Annotated in this window: 27 protein-coding genes and 1 pseudogene; 5 read left to right on the forward strand and 23 right to left on the reverse strand. The window is 51.2% G+C overall.

Annotated features, from left to right (window positions below; translation table 11 throughout):
* Positions 1-57: 57 nt before the first annotated feature.
* Genes HII27_RS18570 through HII27_RS18585 form a run of 5 tightly spaced genes read right to left on the reverse strand, consistent with a single transcriptional unit; the run spans position 58 to position 4,606 of the window.
* Complete coding sequence (locus tag HII27_RS18570; RefSeq protein WP_002214145.1) at positions 58-627, reverse strand: RuvC family protein; 570 nt, start codon at positions 625-627, stop codon at positions 58-60.
* A gap of 11 nt (positions 628-638) precedes the next feature.
* Complete coding sequence (locus tag HII27_RS18575) at positions 639-1,385, reverse strand: hypothetical protein (protein WP_185669190.1); 747 nt, start codon at positions 1,383-1,385, stop codon at positions 639-641.
* Positions 1,375-3,291, reverse strand: a complete 1,917-nt coding sequence (locus tag HII27_RS18580; RefSeq protein ID WP_185669191.1) for an AAA family ATPase — start codon at positions 3,289-3,291, stop codon at positions 1,375-1,377. The genes HII27_RS18575 and HII27_RS18580 overlap by 11 nt, the downstream gene beginning before the upstream one ends.
* Positions 3,288-3,566 (reverse strand): hypothetical protein, encoded by a 279-nt coding sequence (locus HII27_RS27200; RefSeq protein ID WP_235836561.1) that lies wholly within the window; start codon positions 3,564-3,566, stop codon positions 3,288-3,290. Before HII27_RS27200 ends, HII27_RS18580 begins: the two co-directional genes overlap by 4 nt.
* On the reverse strand, positions 3,521-4,606 hold the full coding sequence (locus HII27_RS18585) for a metallophosphoesterase family protein (RefSeq protein WP_048231941.1): 1,086 nt from the start codon (positions 4,604-4,606) through the stop codon (positions 3,521-3,523). The genes HII27_RS27200 and HII27_RS18585 overlap by 46 nt, the downstream gene beginning before the upstream one ends.
* 228 nt (positions 4,607-4,834) lie before the next feature.
* Here HII27_RS18585 and HII27_RS18590 point away from each other — a divergent pair, with 228 nt between their 5' ends.
* Positions 4,835-5,338, forward strand: coding sequence for a hypothetical protein (locus HII27_RS18590; protein WP_185669192.1), 504 nt, complete (start codon positions 4,835-4,837; stop codon positions 5,336-5,338).
* Positions 5,339-5,369: 31 nt separating this feature from the next.
* On the opposite strand, the gene HII27_RS18595 is transcribed toward HII27_RS18590, so the two are convergent.
* Both HII27_RS18595 and HII27_RS18600 read right to left on the reverse strand, forming a co-directional pair.
* Positions 5,370-5,864, reverse strand: coding sequence for a GNAT family N-acetyltransferase (locus HII27_RS18595; protein ID WP_185669193.1), 495 nt, complete (start codon positions 5,862-5,864; stop codon positions 5,370-5,372).
* 75 nt (positions 5,865-5,939) lie between these two features.
* Positions 5,940-6,584 (reverse strand): hypothetical protein, encoded by a 645-nt coding sequence (locus HII27_RS18600; RefSeq protein WP_185669194.1) that lies wholly within the window; start codon positions 6,582-6,584, stop codon positions 5,940-5,942.
* A gap of 744 nt (positions 6,585-7,328) precedes the next feature.
* On the opposite strand from HII27_RS18600, the gene repA reads away from it, so the two are divergent.
* A complete protein-coding gene (gene repA, locus HII27_RS18605; RefSeq protein WP_040110284.1) occupies positions 7,329-8,393 on the forward strand; it encodes a replication protein RepA in 1,065 nt (354 codons plus the stop codon).
* Positions 8,394-8,961: 568 nt separating this feature from the next.
* Here repA and HII27_RS18610 read toward each other — a convergent pair.
* From HII27_RS18610 to HII27_RS18665, 12 genes are all read right to left on the reverse strand, one after another.
* Positions 8,962-9,174, reverse strand: coding sequence for a hypothetical protein (locus HII27_RS18610; RefSeq protein WP_006812558.1), 213 nt, complete (start codon positions 9,172-9,174; stop codon positions 8,962-8,964).
* Complete coding sequence (locus tag HII27_RS18615) at positions 9,174-9,509, reverse strand: hypothetical protein (protein WP_060453944.1); 336 nt, start codon at positions 9,507-9,509, stop codon at positions 9,174-9,176. The genes HII27_RS18610 and HII27_RS18615 overlap by 1 nt, the downstream gene beginning before the upstream one ends.
* 216 nt (positions 9,510-9,725) lie before the next feature.
* The gene (locus HII27_RS18620; RefSeq protein WP_032666376.1) at positions 9,726-10,001 is read right to left on the reverse strand and encodes a hypothetical protein; all 276 of its coding nucleotides are present in this window, start codon (positions 9,999-10,001) and stop codon (positions 9,726-9,728) included.
* 68 nt (positions 10,002-10,069) lie between these two features.
* Complete coding sequence (locus HII27_RS18625) at positions 10,070-10,480, reverse strand: DUF7238 family protein (protein ID WP_180255342.1); 411 nt, start codon at positions 10,478-10,480, stop codon at positions 10,070-10,072.
* Entirely contained in the window at positions 10,464-10,835 is a 372-nt protein-coding gene (locus HII27_RS18630) for a DUF2591 domain-containing protein (protein WP_185669195.1), read from the reverse strand. The genes HII27_RS18625 and HII27_RS18630 overlap by 17 nt, the downstream gene beginning before the upstream one ends.
* Positions 10,836-10,997: 162 nt before the next feature.
* Positions 10,998-11,828 (reverse strand): SPFH domain-containing protein, encoded by an 831-nt coding sequence (locus HII27_RS18635; RefSeq protein ID WP_004110049.1) that lies wholly within the window; start codon positions 11,826-11,828, stop codon positions 10,998-11,000.
* A gap of 3 nt (positions 11,829-11,831) precedes the next feature.
* Entirely contained in the window at positions 11,832-12,032 is a 201-nt protein-coding gene (locus tag HII27_RS18640) for a hypothetical protein (RefSeq protein WP_000589750.1), read from the reverse strand.
* A 91-nt stretch (positions 12,033-12,123) separates the two neighbouring features.
* The gene (locus HII27_RS18645) at positions 12,124-13,200 is read right to left on the reverse strand and encodes a recombinase RecA (RefSeq protein WP_001051805.1); all 1,077 of its coding nucleotides are present in this window, start codon (positions 13,198-13,200) and stop codon (positions 12,124-12,126) included.
* A gap of 2 nt (positions 13,201-13,202) precedes the next feature.
* Positions 13,203-13,469, reverse strand: coding sequence for a hypothetical protein (locus HII27_RS18650; RefSeq protein ID WP_000920226.1), 267 nt, complete (start codon positions 13,467-13,469; stop codon positions 13,203-13,205).
* Positions 13,469-14,413, reverse strand: coding sequence for a 5'-3' exonuclease family protein (locus HII27_RS18655; RefSeq protein ID WP_022649902.1), 945 nt, complete (start codon positions 14,411-14,413; stop codon positions 13,469-13,471). The genes HII27_RS18650 and HII27_RS18655 overlap by 1 nt, the downstream gene beginning before the upstream one ends.
* Before the next feature lie 61 nt (positions 14,414-14,474).
* The gene (locus HII27_RS18660) at positions 14,475-15,503 is read right to left on the reverse strand and encodes a regulator (RefSeq protein ID WP_071684166.1); all 1,029 of its coding nucleotides are present in this window, start codon (positions 15,501-15,503) and stop codon (positions 14,475-14,477) included.
* A gap of 119 nt (positions 15,504-15,622) precedes the next feature.
* Complete coding sequence (locus HII27_RS18665; RefSeq protein ID WP_000102109.1) at positions 15,623-16,054, reverse strand: hypothetical protein; 432 nt, start codon at positions 16,052-16,054, stop codon at positions 15,623-15,625.
* A 257-nt stretch (positions 16,055-16,311) separates the two neighbouring features.
* Between HII27_RS18665 and HII27_RS27205 the strand changes: the two genes are divergently transcribed.
* The 3 genes from HII27_RS27205 (at position 16,312) to HII27_RS18675 (ending at position 17,885) form a co-directional block, all read left to right on the forward strand.
* The gene (locus HII27_RS27205) at positions 16,312-16,536 is read left to right on the forward strand and encodes a hypothetical protein (protein ID WP_071785734.1); all 225 of its coding nucleotides are present in this window, start codon (positions 16,312-16,314) and stop codon (positions 16,534-16,536) included.
* Positions 16,537-16,617: 81 nt separating this feature from the next.
* Entirely contained in the window at positions 16,618-17,175 is a 558-nt protein-coding gene (locus HII27_RS18670; RefSeq protein ID WP_149384926.1) for a helix-turn-helix transcriptional regulator, read from the forward strand.
* Positions 17,176-17,240: 65 nt separating this feature from the next.
* Positions 17,241-17,885 carry a hypothetical protein gene (locus HII27_RS18675; RefSeq protein WP_149384927.1) on the forward strand — a complete coding sequence of 215 codons (645 nt, stop codon included), beginning with the start codon at positions 17,241-17,243 and terminating at the stop codon, positions 17,883-17,885.
* 38 nt (positions 17,886-17,923) lie between these two features.
* Here the strand turns inward: HII27_RS18675 and HII27_RS18680 are convergent, their stop codons facing one another.
* From HII27_RS18680 to HII27_RS18695, 4 genes and pseudogenes are all read right to left on the reverse strand, one after another.
* On the reverse strand, positions 17,924-18,367 hold the full coding sequence (locus HII27_RS18680) for a DUF7740 domain-containing protein (protein ID WP_149384928.1): 444 nt from the start codon (positions 18,365-18,367) through the stop codon (positions 17,924-17,926).
* Positions 18,364-21,882, reverse strand: coding sequence for a DNA polymerase III subunit alpha (gene dnaE, locus HII27_RS18685; protein ID WP_046340570.1), 3,519 nt, complete (start codon positions 21,880-21,882; stop codon positions 18,364-18,366). The genes HII27_RS18680 and dnaE overlap by 4 nt, the downstream gene beginning before the upstream one ends.
* 180 nt (positions 21,883-22,062) lie before the next feature.
* Positions 22,063-23,298 carry an AAA family ATPase gene (locus HII27_RS18690; RefSeq protein WP_060453979.1) on the reverse strand — a complete coding sequence of 412 codons (1,236 nt, stop codon included), beginning with the start codon at positions 23,296-23,298 and terminating at the stop codon, positions 22,063-22,065.
* 96 nt (positions 23,299-23,394) lie between these two features.
* Positions 23,395-23,706 (reverse strand): annotated as a pseudogene (locus HII27_RS18695) (cobaltochelatase CobT-related protein); the annotation flags it as partial.
* Positions 23,707-23,789 lie beyond the last annotated feature (83 nt).

A 23,789-nucleotide genomic window follows, 5' to 3' on the forward strand; every position in this document is an offset into this window, starting at 1 on the left:
CCACTAAATATAGTGGCCTCATGTTAATAGATAAGTACTTACCTATCAATTACCGACTTATAAAATTCCTGCAAGAACATCGCGAACCTGACGGAATTGATCAGTTTGCATACCGGTGTAAATCGACGCGACAGCGTCCGCAAGGTGCTCGTTTTTATTCACCAGCACTTCCTTACCAGATTGCTTCCGGCGCAACCACGGGGCGTTTGGCTGCTTCTGCGTAGCCCACTGAATGATCTCTTCCTTCGACGTGGTCAGCTTATTCCCGACATAGTGCTTAATCTCGTTTGGCGTGACCTGTATCAGTGGCTTATCCACGCACGCCAGTACGCCAATGCAGATGCCGTATGAGGTTTGTGCGCGACTGGACTGGCTACCAACCGGAAGTTCACAAAACACCATATGGGCCTGTTCGATTATGGGCTTGGCGGTGCGCCAGATTTCGTTAGCGCGGCGCAGATCGTCGCTGTTTACGCGAACCGTCTTCTTGTTGCCGCCAGCTTTGGTTTCCACCAATGTCAGGCCATGAATGTCCAGCTTATCCGTTTCCAGATCCAGCGTGCCAATCGCCAGGCCAAAGTTGCTCATTGAAGGGTCGACGCCGACCACACGAATGGTTTTACTCACTTTTGGTCTCCTTACCACGTAGCCCAGGTTGGGCATTCCATTAGTTTCTGTTCAAGTGTCTTTTCCGGCTCGCGATCTGGCGGCTTCGGAATGTCGCTAACAACGTGAATGCTATCGTTGGTTAGAACGCCTGCAGCAATGTCTGCATCGATCATGCTCTGGCCGATGAAATGCCGCATGATGTCGATCAGATGGTGTGCAGCCGTTTCATTCGCGCTGAATACATGGGGGAGAAGAACTTCAATAATCGCTACTTCACATCCCTCCTCGTAAAAGCAGAGTTTCGCCCGCTTTGAAATTGGCGCGTGCCGGTCATAGTCAACAGAGAAGCTGGCGAAGGCAGCACCCGGCATTGCAACGTGATCCGCGCGTGCGTTAGCGTGTCGAATCAGATTAGTGAATGCGGTGCTGATGTGCGTCTCCATTGCATTGAAGAGTGCATTTTCTTGGATGTTCAGCGTTCCGGTTTCAGGAATCACAACGAACCCCGGCCCAGAATGTGGGAGATATCCACCTTCCGTAAATGGATTAATAAGGATCGGCGCAGTGCTTCCTGACGGCAGCATAGACAAACTCGGCATCAACGGAGTCGATGACAACAGACTGGTTAATACCGCGAACTGGTCGTCATTGATGTTTTCGTTTTTCCACAAAAGTGCAGGCGCAGCTGCTTTTGCCGTATGGTGGTTTATCAGCTTTATAGACTGCATCACGGCAAACATTTGCAAAAACTGCGTGCGGCTCAAGTTAAACGACATAGCTGCGACCCTCTTTGACTTCGACTGTGATGGTTTCCCGGAACCATGATTTCATCTCTTTGTGGGAGATGATCATCACTGTGCCGCGTTCACGCGCTTTGGCTTCCAGAATCCCCATGAGACGCTCCAGACCGGCAGTGTCGAGCGCGTCATCAATTTCATCGCCGATAAACAACTCAATATTCTTACTGGCACGACTGGCAACCAGATCCTGCAAGGCAAGAGAGCACGCAATGCGCACCTTACGCTTCTCGCCACCAGACAACGTCTGGAAGGATTTGCTGGAGCCTGTTTTGGTCACGCTGATATTGAATTTGTCGCGATACTCGCCTTTCTTCGTTGTCTCCATTGTCGACCATTCGGCAACGATGTTGCCGTCCGACAGCGTGTTGAGATACTCCGCAGTTCTGATGTTCAGGAAAGGCGTAACGGAGGTCAGGATGTGTGAACGCACACCAGCTGGGGAGTAAACCTGGCGAGCTTTCTCCAGCAACAGAGCCTGTTCCTGAATACTCTTTAACTCATTTTTAAGTACTGCATGATTAGATTTATTGGCAGCCAGGTTGTCTTCATGACGCTTAATAACGGCCAGAAATGGGTTTACCTCTGCCATAATGCGATTCATGTCGGTACGCGCCCGCGCCACCATCGCTTCGACGGCCACAACTTCACGTTCGCGATGACGCAGCGCACTTAGCTCATTGGTCAGGCGTTCGATTCTGGCGATGATTTCTGAGACGTCGGGTGTGGCTGAGACCAGTGCAGACTCGATGCCGAGCGCTTTCTCAAGACGAGCTTTGTGTTGAGCCACTGCCGCTGCTGATGCCTGCGCCTGGCCGATCTCATTACGCGCTTGTTCAATGAAACTCTCCTTCACGGTGGACAAATCTTCTTCGCAGTAGGGCTTTCCGCACGTAACACAAGGTGCTCCGACCTTTGTGCTGACCTCTTCTGCTTTGGTTTTAAACGAGCGAGCACGGTTCATCGACTCGTTCTGTGCCGCTTCTGAAGTGCGGATGCTTGAGCGGATCCCCGTAATCGCACCGCGCACCTTCAGCAGTTTGGCATCATGCTCTTCTTTGGAGGCCAGCTTGCTGCGTTCGCCAGCAATCGCGTTTTCCGTATCCCGGATCTGTTCCGGCAGCGAGCGAATTTCCATCACGACTTCAGACAGCGTTACCTCCGCGCCAGCCAAATCGACACGGGCCTTGTCCAGACGTTCGCCGCGATCGCGTTCCCAACTATCAGAGGACGCTTTGGCCGCCTCAATCTCTGACTGCGCGGTCTCGATAAGCGTGAGACAGGCGTCCATTTTGGATTTTGTAACATCCATGCGTGCGGCAGCTGCATTAGCACGCTCGCGAGCAATGGCATAGGCTCGCGTTAACCGGTCGACGCCAGCGGCTTCTTCAACGATGGTTTTGAGGTTCTTGTCAGACATACCCGGCAGATCTGGCATTGCTTCCTGACTGGCGTAGATGGACGCCATGAACACCTCTTTGGATGCACCAATCAGGCGTTCAACGAACTCCTGCGTCAGTGTGTCTTTGCCTTTGGTCATGTCACCGTCTTCGCCACGGACGATCAGCCGGTTCTTGAACTCTTTGTGTTTGCGGTGGCGAATGATGGCGTAACGCTTTCCTTCATCCTCAACAGTCACCATCACACGACAGTTTTTCTCGTGACCGGTAGACAGCACGTCATCACCTTTGACGCCATGCGCAGTTTCGCCATACAGACACCACATCAGGCTGTTCATCAAAGTCGATTTGCCCGCGCCATTGCTGGCAGCAGAAGAATCTCCACTATTAACACCCTGAATGAGCACCAGACCGCGTTGGTCTAACTCAACTTCGGCGCTGGCTAACGCCATGAAGTTCTCAACCTGGAGCTTTAGAAATTTCATACTTTGCCTCTAACTTTTTGATTCAAATGCTGGCCTTTTCGCAGTTGAAACTCTGTGTGGGCCGGGAAAGACCTGCGTTTCAGTACGCCTTGTTTGCTCAGTCTCCCCAGGTAAAACGCCACAGGGTTTCCGTTGGGTGGGTAGGGCTTGTGGAACATCACCGTCTGGCCTCGTTCAAGTCTTTTCATCGTGGAGATGAAGTCCCGAAAGCTCCCAGAATGGCTCGTTCTCACACTGCCTCCGCACTCTCCGCTTCGGTCAGGATCTCCTGACACAGCATGTCCAGCTTGCTCAGGTCGAAGCCGCCGTCAGTGTCGTGAACGATCTTGCAGTACGCCGCGACGGACTCGCCCAGGCTGTCTATTTTGCTGGTCTCCGCAGTACTGGCAGTGCCTTCCATCATCGATGCCTTGCGGATGAAGTTGCAGACGACCCCCTTCGCGCCCATTGTCTTCAGGACGTTCTGGAGTTTGATGCCTTCTTCATCGCTCTCAACAACGGCACGGAAGCGCACGTAGTTACCGCGGATTTGGTCGTCTTCCACATCGTCCTCAAGGTTCACGAACTTTGGCGCAGAAGTTTCGTGGTGGGTGAATGTGCCGTCAGGGTTGACGATCATGAAGCCAGCCAGCGAACCAACATCGCCCCAATTCTGGTGCGTCAGCGCCCCGATGCTGACCACTCCAGGCAGCACTTCTTTGTGGTTGTGGTAGTGTCCGGACAGCAACAAACGGAAGCCGATATCTTTCAGTTCCTGTGCGTCGATGCCGACATCAGGCATGGTGGGGATCGCTTTGTTGATCGAGGTATGCACAACGACATCATGGTTGTCGCCATCCAGCCCGGAACGCAGTGTTTTGAGGTCGCTGATAAGCTCTGCGTGGTTATTGCGCCAGCTAATCAGGTGGACGGTAACGTCGCCCATTTTGATGGAGTGAGGACGTTTGCCGCAGACGATTTCCACACCGATTGAGCGCAGAGAGGCCGCTGCATTGGCGCTGTATACGGAATCGTTGGTTTCGAGGTCGTGGTTGCCGGCCAGCATAACCACTTCGAGGCCCAACTCTTTGATGATCCACTCGTAAGTTTCTGTCACGAAATGCAGGACGGAAGGCGAGATAGCACCACGAACATGGAAAGTATCACCAGCCACCAGCATGTGTTTGCAGCCCGCAGCTTTCATGGCTTTGGCAGCTTCTTTCGTGGCGTCCAGTTGGATCTCCAGTCGAGAGTTCAGCCCGTCAGCGTTTGTTGTCGCAAAAGCATCCCAACGATGATAATGGGGGTCTGATATCACCCCGTATGGCAATGTCATGTGTCTTTTCCTTTGTGGTTATTTTGATACAGATATTAAGCGTGTTTAAGAGGCGATCAACCCAGACAACACGGCACATTAGAAAATCTACAGGCACATGATTATGACAAAATATATAAGTAAGTGAATACCTATTTTATGGAGCGGTAAAGATTTCTAAATGTTACAAGCCACTCTATAATCGCAGTCACTCAATGATGACAACCAAACGAAAAAGGAGAACGGACGGTGAAACGCGTAATTATTGGGACGATGGCCATTGCTCTGATCGGATGCGTGCCAAAACCGCCTCAAGATGAAAAGTCAGCTGGCGGGTACGTTGATATTTACTCCACTTCAAGCGTAGCTATTGCCCAGGACAGAGCCGACAAATTGTGTGGAAGCCATGCCTATTATGTCTCCAACGACAATGATTTAACCAAAGTCATGGGTAGATACGCGCCTTCATTCCCAAAAATCCGTTTCAACTGTGATCTTGAAATGGCCGCTTATCTCGGTAGCAAAGAGGCAAAGGAGATCAAGATGAAGCGCATAGAGGAAGCCTACAAGGAGATGTACAAGGCCCAATATGAGCTGAAAGAAGTGCGCCGTAAGAACGCTGATCCGAAGAAGCTGGAGTCCTACACAGAACGCGATCCGGACGGCACTATTCGCAGCTACAGCTTCTTGGACGGCAAGTCGTGCGAATCCATCGTATACCCAGACGGCACTGGCAAAACAACTTGCGATTAATTCTTCAGAAGCACCTCATATGGGGTGCTTTTTACTTTGGATCGCGAAACAGCATCTGCGTGCCTTTGGGGGACGTGTCGAAAAGGTGAAAACCTCTGCGTTTTAGCATGTCGGCCATTTGCGAGGATTTGACGTAGCACTTCGCCATCATCGGCTGGTTCGGGTTTGAATCGATCATGTCGGACACCAGCATTGACCCATAGCCTTTCCCGCGTAGTTCTTTGACGATACTGACGGCACGGAGTTCAAGTCGTGGCGCACCGGTTGGATCGAGTGCGGCACAGAACCAGATTAGCCCTGCTTTTTTGTCATCAGAACGGCGCAGCAGGATGTAGATATAATGCCCGGAGTATTGACCCTGCTCGTTCGTCTTGATTGCCAGCCTGGTCTGCTTCTCAAAGGTTTTACCCCCCTTTGATGTGAGGATCTCTTCGTAGAAGTGACCCTTGCGTGCGCCGTCTTCGAACTCCCCCATGATAAATGGCATGTCTGCCTCAGTCGCTGCCCTTGAATAAAATTCACTCATGTATTAATCCCTAAAGCTCTCAGTGTCTTTCTAAGACACCATATTTTATGCCCCGGTAAAACCATGAGTTTACGTTTAAAACGTCTCAGAGGGATTCTGACGCGCAACGCTGATGTCGATTACCCCAGCTTTTGGACGAGGGTCGACAAGATTCAACTCTTCAGCACTGTGATACTCCGTATCGAACTCCCGATCGACATGGCGAATGTAGATGGCCGTGAGAAGGCTGTCGTCGTTCAGGAAGTGTCCGTAGGATTTGCGGATCACTTCGCCAACCTTCTCGATCTTCTCTCCGCCCATACAGAGATGGTTAAACCGGCTGTGTTTTCGCAGCATCTCATCCACCGGGCCGGAGTAGACCTTATCGACTCTCCCGAATCGGATGATATTTCCAGTATCAGCCTCAACCAGACAAACGAGTTTGCCAGGCTCGACCCGGTCCCGCCATGTTACACCAGAGCGGAGTGTGTTGAAGTAGGGAGCGTCCAATCCGATGATCGGTTTACGAAATGCCAGCAGTGGCACGTAACGTATGCAGCTGTTCAGGTGGAAGTGCGCACCGGCGTCGTGGAGTTTGAGCCGGGTTTCGTTAATCGGGCACTTCGACGCAATGCCGCACAGGTCGCAGAGCAACTTCTGTTTGTTCAGGCTAGTGTTCGATTCAATGGTGTAGGAGCCATCTTCAAGACGGCGAACCCAGCGCGTGCGTTTGAGATCCATAGTTCTTATTCAAATAGTTTTGTCCGGGGCAACGATAACTGACAAGGCGCACCGATGTTTGCAAATGCCTGTTTTACTTATACCCATTATTCACAGGCCCGATCCAATAATTAGATCCCCAGAGAGATCCTACAGAAGATCAAAAGAGATCCCCGATCGTCTCCAGCCGTTGCGGTTACTGGCCTGAGAGGGGGTTACTATCCACTATGGGGAGGAAAGTAACCTCTGTAGAGAGCATAATAACCGCTATGAAGAGCAAAACAACCTCTCTGGAGAGTGGTCGGTATCCACTGTAGTGAGTAGGAGACATTGTCTTAACTGGATAACTCAGTGCCTGTTTTTCTACGTCAGGTGGCTGATATTCATAGAGATGTTGGAAGTTTTGCGTTCAGGCGTGTTTGTTTCGACCACACATTATCCCCAGAAGGGGAGTGATGGCTGGTTTTGCAATTACCTGATTTTTATACACAGGCCCGATCCAGTAATTCAGATCCCAAAGAGAACCAAAGAGGCCCACAAAGACCCAAAAAGATCCCCGCACCCCGCAAACCGTTGTGCCACATGGCCTTAGAGGTGATCGATATCCACTATAGAGAGAAGATCAGCCACTATGAAGAGTAAACCAACCACTGTAGAGAGTAGAAAAACCACTATAGGCGGTAGGATAACCGCTGCGATGAGTGCTACTATCCACTGTAATCAGTAAAGGCCACCAAAGCGGTCGAATAAAAAGAGACACTTGGAATGAGCGAAAACGGCAATAAAAACATAGCGATCGTTGAAGCATTCTCAGAAACAGACAAAAAGACCGGTGAAGTTGTTACGTTAGTTCCTAACACCAACAACACAGTTCAGCCTGTTGCTCTGATGCGTCTTGGTCTCTTCGTTCCGACGCTGAAATCGACCGCCAGGGGCAGAAAGGGGCAAATGGTCTCTATGGACGCCTCTGCTGAACTCAAACAGCTGTCTCTGGCCAAAGCCGAAGGGTACGAGGACATAAGGATCTCCGGCGTTCGTCTGGATATGGATAACGACTTCAAAACGTGGGTAGGCATCATCCATGCGTTCGCCAAGCACAAGGTTGTTGGCGATACTGTCACGTTACCGTTCGTCGAGTTCGTCAGGCTCTGTGGCATACCAACGGCCAGATCGTCCGCGAAGTTACGCAAGCGCCTGGACAGTTCTCTAACTCGTATTGCCACAAACACTATCTCATTCCGCAGTAAAGGCTCTGATGAGTATTACGTGACGCACCTTGTGCAGACAGCAAAGTACAGCACAAAGAACGACACGGTCTCGCTGCAGGCTGATCCTAAGATTTTCGAACTCTACCAGTTCGACAAAAAGGTTCTTCTGCAACTCCGGGCAATTAACGAACTCTCCAGAAAAGAATCCGCGCAGGCGCTCTACACCTTCATCGAAAGTTTGCCACCTGACCCGGCACCAATCTCGTTGGCTCGCTTACGCGCCAGACTTAACTTAACCAGCCGCACCATTACCCAGAACGCGACAGTCAGGAAGGCGATGGAGCAACTTCGGGAGATCGGCTATCTCGATTACACCGAAGTGAAGCGCGGCAGCTCGGTCTACTTCATCATCCACTATAGGCGGCCGAAGTTACGCCCGGCATTGCCACCAGCTAAAGCTGCGCCGGAAGAACCAGAAGAGCAGGAAGATAGCTTGCCTGGTGATGATCAGGAGGACATCATCGATGTTGTTCCTGAAGAAAAAGACGGTGAGATGGTCATGTTGAGCAAGGAAGAACTGGCGATTCTCGAAGAGCTACGCAAGGCAAAAGCTCGCAAATAGCTCAACCACTGTAGAGAGTAGAAAGGCTCACTATCCACTGTAGTGAGCCTTTTGTTTATCTGAAATCCGCTATCCACTGTAGTGAGTAACAACAACCTAAGAGTAACCACTGTAGGCAGTGGCGCTCAAATAACGAAATAAATGTTAGTGGTTACAAACCCAGATGAAACAAGGGCTGCGAGGTTAGTGGTCACTGGGTATCTTGTTAAATCCACTCTCTATAGTGGTTATCGTTGTTCCCGTCGTTATTGGCTATCCACTATGGAGAGCAGAATCGGTTGGCCGGATTTGCTAACCACTGTAGTGAGTAGATATCCGCTGAAAACAGTGACGGTTTACTCTCCATAGTGGATACCCGCTGGAGAACGCATTCCATCACTCTCTATAGTGGTTGTTGGCTGCTGATGAACGCCTGTTTACTCCCTACAGTGGATAGCGACGTCGATAATCGCCACTTTACTCACTACAGTGGATACCGGATGTCACGGCAGGCGTTTTACTCAATACAGTGGTTATTGGTCGGATACGCACGCGGTGAGCTGGCTACTCACCGCAGTGGTTAGTGTTATCAATGGATTTTCTTCAGCAGACCCCAGAGTGTCCCGGCCTTCGTCGTGAGCTTACCTGTTTCCGGATCATACATGCGCCATTCGCGACGCTGGTGGACAATGACACCGTCCTCACGTTCCAGACGCTCCAGCACGCCGGGTTGCTTAAACCCTTTGGCACGCCAGTAGCCGCTTGTTTTTTCGATTTCCAGACCTGCCAGTGTAACCGCCATCAACCAACCTCCTTGCAGTCATCGAAAAGGTAGCTGGCGTTCTTCGCGTGAACGCCGTAGACATCACTTGATTTGTTGTAAACGAACTTATCTTCACCCACGCCAGACAGTTTGCCGTTACGTTTGGTGAGATAGGGGGAAGACAGGACGCGATCATCGCGCACAACATAAAACTGTTCGCCGCTGTCCACAACCATCGCACCGTAGCTGGCTTTGACGACATTGCGGATCACGTCGTTTTTCACTTCGGCCACTGACATCTCACACTCATAGACGTGCGTGTCCGCGTAGACAGGGAGGGAGAGCAGCGCCAGAGTCAGGGCTATTTTCTTCATGCCACGACTCCTTTGATAACGCCGAATGCTGAGTCGAATACCAGCACTACGGCCAGCGAATTAACCATCGCGCCATTAACAGGCGCCAGCGCTTTACGGATTGATCCGGTGAAGATGCAATCGAGCACAAAAGCTATCGAGACAATAAGTAACAAGGTGTCTAATACAGTGTTCATGATAGGTAAATACTAACTTATATATTTTTTGCTGTAAATATCACTCAAAAGTGCTGATGCCTAAGATACGCTCAAGATGAGCCGCGTCTTCATCGCTTACCGGCATCGTGTCGTCGACGTACCAGCAACTACCGTTGTGCCAACAAACACCGTCATCATCGACATACACAGAATCTGCATCAATGCCTGTGTACTCAACGAGATTGCGCTCAATTGCCGCTTGAATTTCTTCATCGTTCAGCCCATCACACTTGACCATGAACAACGGGTAAACGTCATAGTCGGTGCTGGCTGAAATGCGAACCAAAATCTTCATGTGTTTTCTCCTTGTTGGTAAGTACTTATTTATATTAATGTGCGCCATGCGGCGCACAATCATTGTGTTTAGGCTGGTGGAAAGAACTTCTCCAGCGTGCGGTCGACAGCCTTATCAATGTGCATCAGATGCCAGACGACCATATCTTTGTTTCCCAGACCGCGGGTGTAGATCACGTCGAACTTACGCCAGGCGGCGTGAAACCAGTGCGGTGTATCATCAACCGGCAGATTCTCTCCAGCCTCCTTGAAGTACTTGAGCAGCATGGCCTGTTCAGCGGTGGGCGTCGGGCCAATCTCTTCCGCATACATTCTGATGAAACGCTGCCAGTCGGCTTCATCTTCTGAAGGTTCCGGTGAGTTCATCTCTGCAATCGCCTCACGCAGCTGCGTCGCCCATTCTGGCTCCGGGAAGCCCTGGGCAATTTCGGTATCCACTACATCCAGCGCAGCGTTGGCCGCGTCATACAGTTTCTTCACTCTTTTTCTCCTGCATTAAAAGGAACACGGTCATTGCCGCTCTGAAAGGGTTAGGGTTCTGGATCAGATGTTGTGGAGTTGAACTATCCACCGTTCTGTGGGCCGCTCTCCACTCACCGGGCTGTCTTGCAGGGACTACACCAATTCTGTGTCGGTAAATAATGTCCCACGCATCCTCCGGATCGTTACACCAGTCGAAGGTTCCGGCTCCGTTCGGACCGATGGCGACCACTGCTGTGTAATCACCTTCCTGTGAGCCTTTCCAGCCGTATTGTGAGATGAGCGGTCGATGGCCGGTGGCTTCCGCGACCAGACAGTTGATTTCAAAGTCCGTCATCTCGCTGTAATTTTTCATTCCCGATCTCCTTCTCATCCGTTGCCGAACAACTATGTGGCGTTGTCACTTTGTACTTCTACGGATGGTAATTCCGTATTAGTAACCAATTTGTTTTCTTGTTGGTGATAATACGGAAATAAAAAAGGCGTCCAAGTGGACGCCGTATCTTTGAAAAGGCTGTTACTTCAACGCGATAAACGGAGTATTAGCCCCTTCAGTCATGTACTGAGGCAACTGACCATTCCATTTGTTGATGGCTTCCAGCTCCATGACGTTCGGGTTCTGACGTAATGCTTCACCGCGCAACTTGATGGCATCAGCTTCTGCTTGAGCACGCTTGCGGATAGCGTCGGCTTCACCTTCGGCTTGTTCACGCAGCATGTTCGCTTCTGCCTTGCGCTGCTCAACTTCCTGCTGGCGCTGGAGCGTTTTCTGGTTCGCGGTCACTTTGGCATTGATAGATTCGATGACAGTGTCCGGGTAGTCTGGTTTGCCCACCCATGACAGGCTAATAACCTCAATACCTACCGGTGACATTTCTGCCTGAATGTCTTTCAGCGCATTGTCGAGCAGAGACGCCTTGCCACCGTCGATGAACGTGTCGGTAGTCATGCGGCTGGCCAGACGGTTCAGTGAGTCCGCAATCTTCTGGCGCAGATCAGTGTCGGTAATGTCATCAACACCTTTGCGATAGGTCTGGAATACGGTAGTTACTTTGTCGCGATTAACCAGATATGCCACACCAATTTTGTGGCCGATGGCTGTACCGTCGCTCATCTGAAATGTGAACGGCTCATCGTAGGTTTTCATCTGTTTGAAAGTGGGGAAGGTGTACAGCTCGGTATTCAGACCAGTCCACTGACGGCCAACGCCGACAACTTCACCGATACCTTTGTCTTCACCCAATTTGTTTACCTTAATGCCAACGTATCCCGGTTCCACGCGATCGCAGCCGGTCAGACCCATTGTGCAAATAGCAGCCAAAGCCACCGCCAGTAAACCTTTCTTCATTACTTACTTCTCCTTAGTTTTATTGAGTGAGTTGATATACCTGCGGCCAGCTTTTAACAAGGCAACCGGGAAGACTACAGCGATGGCAAGTCCGATAAATAAGGCCAGATCGCTTTTAGCTGATATAAGCGATGGAACCAGTAAACCGTAGATAAAGCAGACTGATATCACCGCTGAAACAGCCATGAGATAACCCTTGATCATGTGTTTCCTTTTGTCGTTTTGGTGTAGAAATGATAAGTAAGTACTTATATATTTTCAAGTATAAAAAAGGCGTCCAATGGACGCCTTGTGATTACGCTTCTTCTGTCTCTGCTGGGGACGACTCTTTCGCTCGCCGTTCGTCTATCGCCTGGAGTGCTGCGATGATTTCCGGGAGTGGCTTCTCGCGGTACATCTCGACGATCTGCGATTTGGTGTATTTCTTATCGCCAATTTCCACACGCCCGCTGGCGTTCTTGGGCAGGTATCCTTCCTCCAGCATGTACTCAACCAGAGATTCGATGACGTCCAGCCCGCGAGTCGGGTCGAAGTAGAATTTCCATGAGCATTTGCCAAACGGAGGTGCGACTTTGTTTTTAATGCACTCGGCGCCAACGTCCTGTCCGATCTTCTCTTTACCATCCTTCATGACGGATGCACCCAGACGGATGCGCACCGACGCGTAGAACTTCGGAGAGTCGCCACCCGGAGACGTAGTCGGATCGCCAAACATCACGCCAATTTTGGTACGCACCTGGTTCAAGAAGATGATGCACGCGTTGTACTTACGCGCCCAAAGCGCCAGAGTAGGGAAGTTCGCACTCGTCGCGCGAGCCAGCGCCGTGTTGTCGTTCATGTTCAGCTGATCTTTGTCCTTCGCAGTGCCTTCTGCCATCTTGTCGAACTTCTCAGCCTTCGAGTTCGGAACCATCGACGCCAGAGAGTCGGCAACGATGCAGATAGGGGCTGTTTCCGGGATAAGCTCTTCGTCGCGAACCAGCTTGAGGATTGTGCCGATCAGCTCAACGGAGTCTTCGAAGGTATCCGGCTGTTTGTAGACCCACTGACCATCGTCTTCGTCGGCGTTCAGACCGTTCGCCACCGCAAGACCAACGTCGAAGCTGTTTTCGTGGTCGAGGAACACGGCCAGACCATCCTGCTTTTGTGCTGACACCATCGCAGCCGTTGCCAAAAAGGTTTTACCGGCGCTTGGCGGCCCGAAGACTTCAACGATACGCCCACACGGAAAACCACCGTCGTAACGTCCGGAAATGGCTTTGTTCAGTGGAGGGAAACCGGAGTCAATCCAGTGGGAGACCTTCTGGATCTCGTCATTGCTGCCGATTTTCTTTTTCAGCGCCAGTGCCAGTGCGGATTTGCCTTTTGCCATGATTAGGCTCCTTTTGATTCGTTGATTCGCTTCGAAGCAGCGGCTTCGTCAAACTTGATTGCGTCGTGGTTCAGGTGTTTGGCGACGCGAGCGATGATCTTCACGACCTGCTCGCTGACCAGCGCGAACTCACGCTCAGTAGCAGAAATGCCAGCAGCGCCCAGAATGTTCGGCAGCGCCACCACAGCGTGCTCGCCGTGGCAGAAGACAATCTCTTTAGCCAGCATGGTTGGCGTAGTTGCCCCGCCATTAATGATGGATTTCAGCATCAGCAGTACCTCTCAAACGGCAGAACAAACACTTCCAGATCTTCCAGAAACGACCGGAAGTTCAGCTCGTAACACATCTGTTCGAAGGCATTCATGTCGCGTGCGCCTTTAATCGACTCGATTTCGCTGGGTGGGAATTTTGTGTCGATAAGGTTCATCAGCATCATGTTGCGCTTAAAGGCTTCGAGCATCCGGCAGCCCGTCTTCTCGTTGAAGGCGTTCTTTGCCAGCTTGTTGAATGCCGTCTTATAGCGACCTTTGTTGATGACAATGGAGCCGTCGTTAATGCCGCGTACCATTGCGGCCACGCTTCCCCATTCATGAAGTAACTCTTTCGCGCCACCGTCACCAATGCCACCGACGCCTTTGATGTTGTCCGAGTTATCGCCCTGCAACGCTTTCGCTTCCAGAAACGCGCGTGGCGTTGGCAGACCGGTCAGCTCTGCGAACTGTTCGAAGTTCACCTGCTTGTGCTTGGCATCTTCACGCAGGCTTACCCAGCTCACATTCTCGCGAACCAGCTGGAGCCAGTCGCCATCGCCAGTCAGCAGGTAGATGTGATCGACGGTCGGCTGCGGAGCCAGGCGAGAGACCAGCATTCCAGCCAGGTCGTCCGCTTCTGCGTCCTTTGCAATGAGTTGGTTAACGCCCAGCGCGGTCATCATTTTCAAGATGTACGGCTTCTGGATGGCAAAGCCTTCTTTCATCTTCTTCATATCCGGGTCGTCATCGCGATTCGCTTTGTACTCCGGGTAGAAGTCGCGACGTTTGTCGCTGAATCCATCCCACAAGATCATTGGGCGGGCATGGAGAATTGAGGCGTAACGACGAACGTTCTTCACGAAGCCAAAAGCCGCCTGAACTTCCATCTCGCCGTTGTGTAATTTGTCGGATTGCTGGTGGTAATAGCCAAGGCTGTTACCGTCCACAAAGAGATAATTCACCGGTACACTCCTTCCAAAAAAGTAAGGCGTCCGTAGACGCCTTACTGGTCACGTTATGGGATTACAGAGCGTCCAGTTCAGCCAGCAGGTCGTCGAGACCTTCGTCAGCTGGTGCAGATGCAGTGGCAGCAGATGCTGAAGCACTTGCAGCTGCGGCGGCTTCCGGAGCTTTAACTTCTTCCGGTTTAGTTTCCGGCTTGAACTCAGCTTCAGCGGCACGCAGGATCTCTTCATCAACCAGGCTGGTGGACTCTGGAGCCGGAGTGTGTGCTGTAGCGACAGCAGCTGCACCTTCCGTATGACCAGTGATAGAGCCAAAGCCTGGCAGTTCAGCAGCAGCTGATTTTGCAGCGGAAGAAATGGCCGGAGAGGACATTGTTGCTGCCGGAGCCGCGATACCAATCAGACGACCCATAGTGCGAGCCGTAGACAGCAGACGGGTTTCGTCAGCCTGGTTCGCGTATGCGATCAGATCGTGTTGGGTAGTCCAGAGCTTCTCAGGAATGTCGCCTTTGTAGACTTTACGTTTCGGGGATACGTCGTACTTGGTGTCACGACCGGAACCGGTACGCTTAATCAGGAACGCATAGCCTTCTTCTTTGCTCAGTGGGTTGCCGATATCATCCGCAATATCTTCGGACATCACTTTGCAGATATCGTCGAAGACCGTAGACGGCAGCTCAATCAGCTGGCATTTCTCTGCGTCCGCAAAGTCTTCACGCGCAGACAGAACACCGTTGACCAGATAACGAGGTGTAGCACGCATACTGTTAATGCGCTCTTCCATCGCTTTGTTGCCCTTAAAGCGAGCACGACCTTCCATAACCATCTCACACAGCTGGCAAGCGTGGCCGTGGGTGTGTTGTTCGCAGATGTAGGCGGTGGTTACATCTTTGCCTTCCTCATTCTGATGCTTAACGTAGTGCATACCGAAAGTCTGGAAGAACACGCCATTCGGGTCGTCCTTGTTCGGAAAAATGCGCAGATAGTTATTGCCGTCTTTCAGACGGGTCAAATCAACGTTATTGCCACGTTTAGAAGCAATATCGCCACGGGTCTTGTTAAGCAGATCAAGTAATGACTTAGACATGTATTTCTCCTTGTTGTGATTGTGGCCATTGGCGCTATGCGCGTTGGGCGTTCGTTTATTCGTGGCTCTTTCGAGCGAGAAGGATGATAGATCAGTGCTTACTTATGATCTAGCATAAATTAACGGGGAGAGTGGAAACGTTCGGCGCCCAAACGTTCAATCTCCACGATAGCCATTTTGGACGCCTGGACAATCATGTCGCGGCGGTGGGAGAAGGCGGCTACAGCGTGCTTGTACAGATCTGCAATGTGCCGGGCATCGTCGAGTTTCTGGCGCTTTGCGAGGTATTGCGGGTTGGTTCTTACCTTCGCCTCCAGTACGGATTCATTGAACTTAATACCGTTCATACTCAGGTTCTTACGCTCATTGTCGTAGATTTTCGCCTCAATCGCATCGAGGGAGAGTTTTGCATCTGCGACTTCGCGTTCTGCCCGCGCCAGCTTAGAGCCGTACTCCATCAACAGGCGCGGTTGCTGACGCCAGACTTCCTCCAGATTGTCGCGGTCGAACTCCAGATCGGACATGATTTTTTCGTAGATATCGGTGCTCATGGTGTTAATTACCTGCTTATTTATGTATATCAATTTTATCATGGAGGAATCAGGCGGAGGAGATTATGACATGATGAAATGGAGGTTATGAGATAGGTAAGCCAGTGAAAAATCAGGTGGTTCTGGTACTCTATGCCCCGTTAAAAGCTGGCCGTAGACAGCGTACGACAATGTGGTGGAGACACGGACGGATGGAATTCACTCGCCGTTGACAGTTGTCAACATCGAACATATAATATGCCGGAGATAAATTGTATCTGAAGAAACATACTAATAAGCACATTCAAGCGGCCATTGAATATGCTGTAACTCAAGGCTGGGTTTGGGTTCCACCAGGCGATTCTGCACACTGTTTTTGCAAATTGCGCTGCGGCAGTCCAGAAGGTGAACACCGAGATCACCAGATGAGCGTATGGTCGACACCGAGAAGTGCTGAAAACCATGCCAAGCAAATCATTCGTATGGTTGATCGCTGCGATTGATTTTGCCCGGTAAGGAGTTGCTACAACAACTCCTTACCGAATCAACAAGAGAATACTCTGAATACTAAACGAAGAGGTACTATGGCGCTTTATAACTTCACTCTGACACTCTCAGGCGTAACGTATGAGACCGAAGGACTGGAAGACGCGCTGTACGGAAGCGGCTGTGACGATGCGCTGATTTGCGCATATGGAAACTCCGTATATGTTGAGTTCGACCGCGAAGCTGAATCGCTCGATGCAGCAATTGAATCAGCGGTCGACAATATCGAATCAGCCGGAATCGGCGCTATTGTTGAATCTGTCGACTCTGCTCTTGTAGGCTTGAGCGACATTGCGGAAATTACTGAAATGTCCCGACAGGCGATTGCAATGCTGAAAGATGGCACTCGCGGTAGCGGTGACTTCCCTTGCCCTGTCCAACGCATTAAAGGTCAGTCTCCACTCTGGGATTGGGCTGATGTGGCCGAATGGTTACTAAAGAACGGTAGATTGAAAGATAATAGCGACCTGGTAATTAACGCTCGTGTGCTGAGTAAATGGAACCTTGCCTTACGTGCGAGCGCTTCAAAAGATTTTCAAGAAGTTGAGTCAATAGCGGCAGCACTAATCGAACGTCGACGTAAAACTATTTCATAGTCCTTACGCGTTTGGTCTTACTGCCCCTCCATTTAATATTAATAACGATGTGCAATTGAGGAATTATGGCCCAAGACTCCAAACGTGGTAGTGCATTGGTTGAGGTTATAAAATCTGATGATGTAACCGATCTGTTCAAGGATTACGGTGAGCTAGTTATTGACTCTGCCCTTGAATCGGGAACGCTTGAGTCGATTCCTTTACTCAATACTCTCGTAGGAATTTTCAAGACAGCCAGCTCAGTGCATGATCGTCGGTTCACGGAAAAGTTAATTCGTTTCATCTCTGGCTTCGCCGATCTAGACGATGCTACACGAATAAATATGGCCAATCGGTTGAACGAAAATGACAAATTTGCGGGTAAGGCTGGCGACAGACTGATTGAAATCATTGACCGCATGGAGAGTGAAAATAAGCCAGAAATTGCAGCAGCATTCTTGAAAGCGTTTGCGTTTGAATACATTGATTTTATTACATTACGTCGCTTAATGGTTGCGCTTGAGCGTATCCCTTCCTTTGAGATTGATGAGTTAGATACTTTTTCCAAATACGATGAAAACAACCATCATCAAATATCAGATGAAGCGCTTTTACTCTCATTTGTTAATGCTGGGTTGGGGAAAAACAATGGCGGGTTTGACGGCGGTATTATTTTGCCGACAGATTTGTGCACAGCATTCGTTCGGTTCAAAGGCTTCAAACCGGAATAATTTAGATCATATAACCCGCCGTTCGGCGGGCTTCTCTATTATGCGACTTTCTTACCAAAAATTCTCGATAGCGTGACTCTGGTCTGGCGCTTCAGTCTGTACTGTCTCACATCGCCAATCTTGTTCACTTCCATAAACTCTTTGGCCACCTTCAGTACCAACCGATTGCGGAACAATTTGAACGCCTCCAGATGTTCCTCTGGGTTATCCGATTCGTAGATCTCCAGCAGATACTGGCACGCCTTCGGATCTTGCGTTTTGAGCGCCAGCGCTCTGGCACATTTACGCAAACGACTGACTTTATCGGCACCATCCAGCCCGGCGAACGCCAGCGCCAGATCTAACGTGACCGGGCAGTCGATGATTTCCCAGAACTGCGACCGCATGGTGGCCGCAACTGCTTTATCCTGAAAATCCGCTGGGATAGCCGCCAGCGCTTGTGCAATCTTCTGTGCCTCGTTCATGGTGTTCTCTTTATTCATTTGCTAATAGTCTCCGCTACCTCTGCCAGAATTGCTTCCAGCTTTTCGCCTTCCTCTGGGCGAAAGTACAAAATGTTCGGGTTAAATCCGTAGAAAACGGTCACATCCAGCTCTGGCAGATACTCTTTGCGTCCAACCAGGTCGGATGGTTTGCTCTTGTTGTTGAAGAGTGACGTCGCCCGGCTGCCACACGTCAGCACATAGGTCGGACGCACCAGATTGATCTCTTCACGCATAAAGTCGGTGAACTGGCCGATCTCGTCTTTGGTGTAGTCCTTCTCTTTGTCCTTCACCTTTTTGCACACGCCTGTGACGTAGAGATCGCCCATGCGCAGATCGCCTGCAGTAAGCAACTTCGCCTTAAAGTCGTCGTAGCCGTTCTCCATGAAGTAGCCGGTACGCCCATCATTGCCGTTCGCGTTGTCCAGAATGACCATGATTTTCGGCTTAATGCCAATGCTTGGGCGGATCAGGTCGTCTCCCAGACCCATTTCGGCCGCCATGCGAGTCATCAGTACATTCACCTCGGCAGAGCGCTTAGGGTTCATCTCGAACGGTCGAGAGGCTTTTACAGCGTCGATCACCAGATTGCCCATCAACTCTGCCTGGTCGCGCAGTCGTTCCGGATCTGTCGCTGGCAGACTGCCAGGCTCAATCGATGCGAACGCACCTACTTTTTGCAGTGATTCGCGTACCCGGCTGTTACATGCACGCTTCTCGACCGCTTCCTCAAATTGCTCAAGTGACTCGAATTTGCCGCCAACTTTCTCTCGCGCTCTCATGATGGCCTGGCAACCATTCTCAGAGCAGCCTTTCACAGCAGAGAATGGCGCATACAGAACCTGGCTGCCGTCTTCCAGCGTGCGGATCTCAATTCGGTTAGATGACACGTTAACGTCTGGTGGCAATACGCGAATGCCATAGGTCAGCGCATCCTTAACCAGCCCCTGGTGCTTATCCTCGCCCAGAATGGTGAGCGCAGCAGCGAAGAACTCAGCAGGGTAATGTGTCTTTAACCACATAGACTGATAGCTGATTAAAGAATAAGCAACACTGTGTGATTTGTTGAATTGGTACGCACCGTTCTTCTCGAAGGCATCCCAGATCTCCTTCGCTTTCGTCTCAGACAATCCCGGTTGTGACCCTGTAACGCGTACAGCAGCCATAGGTAATTTCACACCAGCCTCCAGCGCTTCTTCAACCGTCCGCAGTGCGCCGTCCTCACATTTGAAGTGTTCCGCGCGGTGAATACGCTGCGTGGTGCCGTCTTCCATCTCAACGTCGATCCAACCAGCTTGAGCCTGAACGACGAACTTTTCGCCCATGCTCTTCATCTTTTCCATATCCTTTTTACCGATCGCTTTACGCACACCATCAGCTTCGGCCATCGTGAAGCCAGCCAGCAATCGTGTCGCGTTCATCGTCTGTTCCTGATACAGAATCACGCCGTTGGTTTCCGCGGTAAGTTCGTCCAGTACCGGGTGCAGCGACTGTGGGGCCATGAAGCCTTTGGCCACGGAGACATAGTCGTCCAACATGCCGGATTGGATCGGGCCAGGTCGGAAGAGCGCGGTCGTGGCGACAACGGTTTTGAAGCTCATTGGCTCAATGCCACCGCCCAGATCTTTAAGCAGCTTGCGCATGGGGCCGGACTCCAGCTGGAATACGCCCTGCGTGTACCCTGCAGCGAACCCATCCAGAACCTTGCGATCGTCCAGTGGGATAGCATCGAGATTGATGTCTTCACCGGTGCTCTCTTTGATGTAGCGTTTCGCGCTATCCAGCAGATCGAGCGTTGCCAGACCGAGAACGTCCAGCTTAATCAGCCCCATTGCCTCGCAGTAACGTTTATCGAATGCAATACAGCGAGCGTTGCCACGCAGCTCGACGGGCGTGCGCTCTACCAGTGGAACGCCAGCGACGATCATCCCCGCTGCATGACGGCCAAAACCACGCATCAGGCTTTGCAGTTTACACGCCGCTTTGAACGCTTCCGGGTTTTTCGTGGCGTATTTGTCCAGGCTGGCCAGTTGCTCGCGCAGCTCTTCCAGCGACAGGCTATCGTCCTCCAGATTCTTGAACTCTTTGGATACCGCCATATCCGCAGCGTCGACACCGTAAATACGCGCAGTGTCACGCAGCGCAGAAGCGGCGCCCAGATAGGTGAAGTTCGGAATACCGGCAACGTAATCTTCGCCATAGCGTTCATTCAGATACTCGATCACCTCATGACGACGTGCCTGGCTGAAGTCCAGATCCGCATCCGGTAAGTCGAGACGTTCAGGGTTGATGAAACGCTCAAACAGAAGACCGTGACGGATAGGATCGACGTTGGTTATGCCTATGCACCACGCCACCAGAGAACCGGCAGAGGAACCACGACCTGGCCCGACAGGAATGCCAGTTTCACGGCTGTGATTCATCAGGTCGCGCACCATCAGGAAGTAGCCACAGAAGCCCAGACGGGTCAGCGTGTCCATTTCGTACTTCAGGCGATCAACATACACACGGTGCTCAGAAGCCGGTGGTGTGTAGCCAAACTCTTTGGTAGTAAGACGCTTGCGCAGCCCCGCGACAGCCAGCTTCATCAGCGTTGCAGGCTCGTCGTCTGCCATCTTGGGCAGTGCTGGTGGCAATTCATGCCAGCGCCATGTGCAGGCTTCAATAATGGTGTCCTGCGTTGTTGAGGCCATTGCAGCTGTTACCGGCACATCCATTCGAACGGAGAAGGCTTTCAGCGCTTCAAGAAGATGGCGGCGACCATTAACGGCGTTATCTCGCTGGTGGGGAATACGCAGACGATGCGGCTGGTCGATTTTGATGTTGTTCGTAACCATGTGCGCAATGTCTTTAATGTCAGCGTCGTCGACCGCTTCGTAATAAGCGGGATAGAACGCCACTGGCTCTATTTTCAGTGCGCTCGCCACTTTCATCGCCCGGACGTTAATCTGGTCGTAGAATGGGGTAGGGTGCGGATAAACCACGCTGTAGAAGTTATCGCGTCCTCCAGCTGTCACCAGCGTCCCGATAATCTTTGCGAAGTCCCGGCGCTGGAATACACTGCCAATGTCGGACGTCAGCAGGATGATGTTGCCTTTGGCATATGCGGCCGCCAGCTGGTCAAGTGCCAGACGCGGGACAAAGTAGAATTGCTCGCGCTTGTTGGCTAAGGTCATCAGTTCGCACACGTCGCGATAACCTTGCTCATTCTTTATCAGTGCCGTGAAGCAGTAGCTGCGATCACGCACCAATGATTCCATACATCCTCCTGACTCTTTCGCCAGGCGGGCGCGGTGCTCGTATGTCGGATCGTCGACCACATTCAGCTTAACACCACAAATAACCGCCATGTCGTCGCCAGCGGCACGCTGCAGGGGGATCACACTGGCAATGTTCATGCTGTCAGCGGAAATGACAGCGGTGTAGCCAGCGTCTCTCGCGATTTTCACCGCGTTTTCTGCTTTTAGAGCCGACTCTCCCAGGGAGAAGTCAGTTCTGACCATCAGAGCCTTCATGTGTTTTTACCTTTCTGGTTTTCTTGATTTTGTCATTGGGGAAGCCAACGAACTTCCCATACATCGAAATCGCAACCTCTTTGGCTGACTGGTGGCACTCGGACCTATCCGGACACGCCAGACAAGCCCGGCCAGTTTCAGACGCTGCGATAAGAGAGCCGAAACATCCTTTACGCACGATTAACCGAAGATCTTCTGAACCACTTCACGCGCTGCCTGTGCAGACGTGGATGGAAGTTTATTGATAAACGACTTTTCGATGCCGGCAGAGAAATCACCGCGCATCATTCCGATTTTTGCGGACAGCAGCAGCTCGCGAGGGCCGATTGGCTGGCTGATCAGATGCTGTTCATAACCTTCACGGACAAGGTTCGCGAACTTCACCATCTTCTCGGCGTATTCGCGGATGACGCCAGCCTCAGCCAGCATGTTGACTTCAGCCTTAGTGCTCATGTACTTCACGTTCGAAACAATGCCGAAGCGCGAGAAGTTCGCCGCGTTTTGGATGTTCGTACCTTGATAGAGACCCGTTTCGTCGCCAGAGCCGTTAGTGTTGCCAGTGCCAATGAAGGCAAAGCGTTTATGCGGAGTGATACGGCGCCAGTCCGGAGTTGCCTCTTTGATGATCAGCGGCTCTCCTTCAAGAACTGGCTGGTACACACCCAGAATCTGCGGGAACGCGAAGTCATATTCATCAGCGAGGTACACCCAGCCATTTTTCATCGCCAGCGCCAGCAAACCAGGCTCGAAGTAGGTGGAGCCATCGCGAGCGAGGATCTGACCTGTAACGTGTGCTTCTTCCATAGATGCCGTATGCTGGGCGCGGATCAGTGGTCGATTCAGCAGGGCGCATAGCTGCGTAGGAAGAGAAGATTTACCGGTTCCTGCATGACCCCAGAGATAGCCTGGGATTCCGATTTCCAGCATCATGAAGATGTCTTTAATTAGGTCGAAGTCGCCATACACATAGTTCTTCTTCGCTTCCGGTACGAACTCCGGATATGGCGTGTTGACGTTGACTGTCACCTGTAGTGGTTTTCCGCGTGGCGTTCCCAGCTCTTTGATCGTTACGCCAAGCAGCTCGTGCGCGGCCACCAGTTCAGTCTTGTATTCGACCGTTCCTACGTAGCCCGGATGTGCGCTAATCTCCGCTACTTTTCCTTCGCCTGAATGCTTTTCGGCACGCTTCTCATTGAGTTTGGCCAGTGCCGTGCGAGAGATCGTTGGTTCATCCGGAAACGCAGAGGTGTACATTTTCACCACTTCGTCCACGTCCAGACCCTTCGCGGACTCAGGAATGTTTTCGCAACGGCCCATAGAGATATGGGATTTCAGGTAATGAAAGGATTTGCCACACCACTTGCAGACGATGGCTTCCGGCAAATGTTCTTCTTGCTGTAGTGCAGTAGCGGTCATGTGTTTTTCCTTACTGTTTGTCGTTCGTGGGGTATATCTTATATAAATATATTAGGCTGTATAGTAAGTGATTACTTATTTTTACAGGTAAAGCCATTACCCAAGAATGATACGAGATAGCTCAGTGACAACTGACGGCCCTAACTCTTCTACGCTGTTTACCAATGCGTAATTTTTGTAGTAACGCCGTGGTGCGTCGGTCAAAACGCCGATAGCCATCAAATCGATGTCACTCAACGTCTCAATTTCTTTGGTGACGGTTCGCAAATGCTGATGGAACCCATCGCCTGCAGCACATGGCGCCCCGTCGCTCATAACCAGCATGATCTTCTTGTCCTCCATTCGCCCCGCAAACAGAGTCGCCAGCTGCGCGACGCTCTCACCATCGACGTTATTGGAGAGCATGAAAAACCTCGGGGCAGCCATCGAATGATGCCATCTACAGGGGTTAAAATAACCACCATCATTTCATAACAATACCTGCTGACTAT

The organism is Kluyvera sichuanensis (assembly GCF_014218705.1).
Taxonomy (GTDB): Bacteria; Pseudomonadota; Gammaproteobacteria; order Enterobacterales; family Enterobacteriaceae; genus Kluyvera; species Kluyvera sichuanensis.

Excerpts from the sequence above, each read along its gene's own strand:
- HII27_RS18615 (WP_060453944.1), bottom strand. The coding sequence starts at position 9,509 with ATGAAGAAAATAGCCCTGACTCTGGCGCTGCTCTCCCTCCCTGTCTAC.
- HII27_RS18670 (WP_149384926.1), top strand. The coding sequence starts at position 16,618 with ATGGCGCTTTATAACTTCACTCTGACACTCTCAGGCGTAACGTATGAG.
- HII27_RS18620 (WP_032666376.1), bottom strand. The coding sequence starts at position 10,001 with ATGAAGATTTTGGTTCGCATTTCAGCCAGCACCGACTATGACGTTTAC.
- HII27_RS18600 (WP_185669194.1), bottom strand. The coding sequence starts at position 6,584 with ATGGATCTCAAACGCACGCGCTGGGTTCGCCGTCTTGAAGATGGCTCC.
- HII27_RS18680 (WP_149384928.1), bottom strand. The coding sequence starts at position 18,367 with ATGAATAAAGAGAACACCATGAACGAGGCACAGAAGATTGCACAAGCG.
- HII27_RS18640 (WP_000589750.1), bottom strand. The coding sequence starts at position 12,032 with ATGATCAAGGGTTATCTCATGGCTGTTTCAGCGGTGATATCAGTCTGC.
- HII27_RS18675 (WP_149384927.1), top strand. The coding sequence starts at position 17,241 with ATGGCCCAAGACTCCAAACGTGGTAGTGCATTGGTTGAGGTTATAAAA.
- dnaE (WP_046340570.1), bottom strand. The coding sequence starts at position 21,882 with ATGAAGGCTCTGATGGTCAGAACTGACTTCTCCCTGGGAGAGTCGGCT.
- HII27_RS18650 (WP_000920226.1), bottom strand. The coding sequence starts at position 13,469 with ATGCTGAAATCCATCATTAATGGCGGGGCAACTACGCCAACCATGCTG.
- HII27_RS18610 (WP_006812558.1), bottom strand. The coding sequence starts at position 9,174 with ATGGCGGTTACACTGGCAGGTCTGGAAATCGAAAAAACAAGCGGCTAC.
- repA (WP_040110284.1), top strand. The coding sequence starts at position 7,329 with ATGAGCGAAAACGGCAATAAAAACATAGCGATCGTTGAAGCATTCTCA.
- HII27_RS18585 (WP_048231941.1), bottom strand. The coding sequence starts at position 4,606 with ATGACATTGCCATACGGGGTGATATCAGACCCCCATTATCATCGTTGG.
- HII27_RS18660 (WP_071684166.1), bottom strand. The coding sequence starts at position 15,503 with ATGTCTAAGTCATTACTTGATCTGCTTAACAAGACCCGTGGCGATATT.
- HII27_RS18630 (WP_185669195.1), bottom strand. The coding sequence starts at position 10,835 with ATGAAAAATTACAGCGAGATGACGGACTTTGAAATCAACTGTCTGGTC.
- HII27_RS18575 (WP_185669190.1), bottom strand. The coding sequence starts at position 1,385 with ATGTCGTTTAACTTGAGCCGCACGCAGTTTTTGCAAATGTTTGCCGTG.
- HII27_RS18690 (WP_060453979.1), bottom strand. The coding sequence starts at position 23,298 with ATGACCGCTACTGCACTACAGCAAGAAGAACATTTGCCGGAAGCCATC.
- HII27_RS18635 (WP_004110049.1), bottom strand. The coding sequence starts at position 11,828 with ATGAAGAAAGGTTTACTGGCGGTGGCTTTGGCTGCTATTTGCACAATG.
- HII27_RS18645 (WP_001051805.1), bottom strand. The coding sequence starts at position 13,200 with ATGGCAAAAGGCAAATCCGCACTGGCACTGGCGCTGAAAAAGAAAATC.
- HII27_RS18665 (WP_000102109.1), bottom strand. The coding sequence starts at position 16,054 with ATGAGCACCGATATCTACGAAAAAATCATGTCCGATCTGGAGTTCGAC.
- HII27_RS18580 (WP_185669191.1), bottom strand. The coding sequence starts at position 3,291 with ATGAAATTTCTAAAGCTCCAGGTTGAGAACTTCATGGCGTTAGCCAGC.
- HII27_RS18595 (WP_185669193.1), bottom strand. The coding sequence starts at position 5,864 with ATGAGTGAATTTTATTCAAGGGCAGCGACTGAGGCAGACATGCCATTT.